Origin of the sequence: Craterilacuibacter sp., assembly GCF_051659485.1 — a bacterium.
Lineage (GTDB): Bacteria > Pseudomonadota > Gammaproteobacteria > Burkholderiales > Chromobacteriaceae > Craterilacuibacter.
Genome location: NZ_JBOFOO010000259.1, coordinates 1 through 2,786 on the forward strand (window position 1 = coordinate 1; position 2,786 = coordinate 2,786).

The 2,786-nt window shown below is 64.2% G+C and carries 3 protein-coding genes; all 3 read left to right on the forward strand.

Going from position 1 to position 2,786, the window contains the following annotated elements; genetic code table 11:
• On the forward strand, positions 1 to 421 hold a 421-nt coding region (locus tag ACRC1E_RS08975), incomplete at its 5' end, for a YeeE/YedE family protein (protein ID WP_438514757.1).
• Between the two features lie 7 nt (positions 422 to 428).
• Positions 429 to 854, forward strand: a complete 426-nt coding sequence (locus ACRC1E_RS08980; protein ID WP_438514758.1) for a DUF6691 family protein — start codon at positions 429 to 431, stop codon at positions 852 to 854.
• A gap of 7 nt (positions 855 to 861) precedes the next feature.
• Positions 862 to 2,577 carry a SulP family inorganic anion transporter gene (locus tag ACRC1E_RS08985; protein WP_438514759.1) on the forward strand — a complete coding sequence of 572 codons (1,716 nt, stop codon included), beginning with the start codon at positions 862 to 864 and terminating at the stop codon, positions 2,575 to 2,577.
• Positions 2,578 to 2,786: the final 209 nt, after the last annotated feature.

Sequence of the window (2,786 nt, forward strand, 5' to 3'; positions counted from 1 at the left end):
CTGGGATGTATTTACACCCGTCGCCTCGCTGGCTGGCGGCATGCTGATCGGCCTCGCCGCCAGCGCACTGGTGCTGCTCTTGGGGCGTATCGCCGGTATCAGCGGCATGCTGGGCGGTGTGCTGGAAGGCGCCAGCGACTGGCCTTTGCGTCTGGCCTTCGTGCTGGGCATCATGGCGGCGCCTGTGGCTTATGCCTTGTTTGCCGGCGCGCTGCCGGTGCCGGTCATCGAAGCATCGACGCCGGTACTGCTATTGGCCGGGGTGCTGGTCGGCATCGGCACCCGTTTTGCCTCCGGCTGCACCAGCGGCCACGGTGTATGCGGGCTATCGCGTTTGTCGCCACGCTCGCTGGTCGCTACGGTCAGCTTTATGGCGGCCGGCTTTGCTACCGTTTATTTCGTCCGTCACCTTCTGGGCTGAAAACATCATGAAACCCGTCAAACTGTTTGCGTCTTTTGCGGTCGGCCTGTTGTTCGGTATCGGCCTGATCGTGTCTGGCATGTCCAATCCGGCCAAGGTGCTGGGTTTTCTCGATCTGGCCGGCGCATGGGACCCCAGCCTCGCGCTGGTGATGGCCGGCGCCATCGGGGTCGGTTTCTTCGCGTTTCGTATGGCCAGCCGGCGCAGCACCGCCTTGCTGGGTGACCGGATGCAACTGCCGGCCAGTCGTGACATCACGCCGCGACTGGTGCTGGGCAGCCTGCTGTTCGGCGTGGGCTGGGGCCTGGCCGGTATCTGTCCGGGGCCAGGCCTGGTGCTGGCCGGAGCCTTGATTCCGCAGGGGCTGCTATTTGTCGGCGCGATGATAGCCGGCATGCTGGTTTTCCGCGTGCTTGATCCGCTCTTGCCTTGAGCGGCCGATGAAAGCCTATTTGAGCCACCTGCTACCACCCTGGATGAAGCACTACCCGCGCATCTGGCTAAGTGGCGACATCAGCGCCGGCATTATCGTGACGCTGCTCTTGGTGCCGCAGGCGCTGGCCTATGCCATGGTGGCCGGCCTGCCGCCGCAAACCGGCTTGTACGCGAGTTTGGCGCCCTTGCTGATTTATGCATTGCTCGGGCGCAGTCATGCCCAGTCGGTCGGGCCGATGGCGGTCACCTCCTTGCTGGTTGCCGCCACGCTGGTCAGGCTAGCCCCGCAAGGCGGGGCGGATTATGCGGTGCTGGCGGTGTGGCTGGCCTTGTTGTCCGGCCTGATGCTGCTGTTGCTGGGCTTGCTGCGGCTGGGACTGGTCGCCGATTTCCTGTCGCAGCCGGTGCTCTCCGGCTTTGTTTCCGCTTCGGCTTTGATGATCGTGCTGTCGCAGTTGGGGCCTTTGCTGGGTAGTCAGGGCGGCGGTTCTACGCTGCCTGCCCTGTTGTCCGGCTTATGGGCACAAAGACAGGCGTTCAGTCTGGCTGCCTTGCTGCTGGGCGGAGGGGCTTTGCTATGGCTATTGTGGTCAAGGCATGCGCTGGCGGCGGTGCTGCAGAAACTGGGCTTGGGCGCGAGTGCCGCGCTGTTGCTGGTACGGGCGGCACCGGTGCTGGCCCTGCTTGCGGGGATGCTGGTTGCGGCCGGGGACGACATGGCCGGGCGGCTGCATCTGGTGGGCGAAGTGCCTGCCGGCTTGCCGCCTCTGGGGCTGGCCTGGTTGCCGTGGTCGCGCCTGCCGGATCTGGTGCTGCCGGCCTTTTTTATTGCGCTCGTCAATATGGTGCAAAGCCTGTCGGTGGCGCAGATGCTGGCGCAGCCGCGGGGTGAGCGCATAGAGCCCAATCGCGAGCTGATCGCGCTGGGCGCGTGCAATATCGGTGCGGCGCTATCCGGCGGCTTTCCGGTGACCGGCGGCCTGACGCGTTCGGTGGTGAATGCCGATGCCGGCGCCCAGACCCAGCTGTCGTCGGTGATCAGCGCCGTACTGATGCTCGCCATCGTGCTGTTCGCCACCCGTGCCTTGTACTACCTGCCCTTGACCGTGCTGTCGGCCACCATCGTGGCCTCGGTGCTGGCACTGATCGATTTTTCGCTGTTGCGCAGGGCCTGGGCCTGTAACCGTGTCGATGCGCTCGCCTTTATGGCGACCTTTGCCTCCGTGCTGCTGATCGGTGTCGATAGCGGCATTATCGTCGGGCTATTGATTTCACTGGGCGGATGGCTGGCCAAGAGCGGGCAGCCGCATATTGCCCAGATCGGCCGCCTGCCCGGTAGCGAACATTTTCGCAATGTGCGTAATTTCAGTGTCGAGACCCTGCCGGGTGTGTCTTTCCTGCGGGTCGATGAAAGCCTGTATTTCGGCAATGCGCGCAATGTCGAGGCGGTGCTGCTGGCGATGCCGCCTGCAAATAGCCGGCACGTGGTACTGGTGATGAGCGGGGTGAACCGCATCGATATGTCGGCCTTGCTGATGCTGGAGAGTCTGGACGCGGCGCTGGCCGCGCGCGGCATGGCCTTGAGCCTGTGTGAAATCAAGCAGCCGGTCTTTGCCGTGATGGATAAGGCGGGTCTGGCGCAGCGCTTTGCCGGACGGATTTTTATCAGCGCGGCCCAGGCCTGGCAGGCATGGACGCCGCAGCGGGATTACCAGATTTAGGGAATGGGGACAAATAGGGAATAGGGAATGGGGGCGGCTGGCGGGTTTGGTTTTTCGGGATCGGGGAGCCGGGAATCGGGAGCCGCGGTGTTGACGTGCTTGGGTCGGTTCGCAACACTGAAATCCGAGTCCCGAGTCCCGAGTCCCGAGTCCCGAGTCCCGAGTCCCGAGTCCCGAGTCCCGAGTCCCGAGTCCCGAGTCCCGAGTCC